This is a genomic window from Vibrio sp. 2132-1 (genome assembly GCF_033344315.1).
In genome coordinates, this window is record NZ_JAWPON010000743.1 from 1 (window position 1) to 546 (window position 546).

The following is a 546-nucleotide window of genomic DNA, read 5'->3' on the forward strand; positions in this document are numbered from 1 at the left end:
GTACTTTTTAGCCAAATCACAAAGTTCAGATTTTAACTCCTTGCAATCCAGATTAGAGATAAGAACAGCATTGAAATTAGCCTTAAACAGTCGAGAACCATACATCACAATTTCTACAGGCCAGTACCAGAATGGACTTAGCGGCTTGTAGCTCGCAACCTCGTCTATTTTGTAGTGACGACCTTCCGAATCATAAATGTCCATCAGCTCAAAATAACCGTTCCTCAAAGACTGAATAGTACATTTCCCGAACTCGGATTCTGATGCCACTACGAAGAGCGACCTTTTCTTGCTGCTCACAAGCAGCGCTGGAAATTCAATTTGCACAACCGCATCCCTCATCATTTATTGAATCAGCTAAACCACCACTAACAGGAGAGGCTTGAGCTACTTTTGCCCATTCAGGCGTCCCGTGCCACCAACGACCAAATGCGCTATATGGGGTAGGTCCATTGCCGTGAATGTTTTGGTGAATATCTCTTGGAATGGACTTCAAGTTCCAAGGATGGTTTTTTATTGAGTCAGGAACATATTTGCCAAACTTGC

2 protein-coding genes are annotated in these 546 nt (G+C 43.2%); both read right to left on the reverse strand.

Annotated elements, in window-relative coordinates; genetic code table 11:
- A partial coding sequence (locus R8N47_RS27725; RefSeq protein WP_318186426.1) for a hypothetical protein occupies nucleotides 1–327 on the reverse strand: 327 nt, incomplete at its 3' end.
- Nucleotides 317–546 (reverse strand): hypothetical protein (locus tag R8N47_RS27730; RefSeq protein WP_318186427.1); only part of this gene is annotated, 230 nt, incomplete at its 5' end. The genes R8N47_RS27725 and R8N47_RS27730, both read right to left, overlap by 11 nt.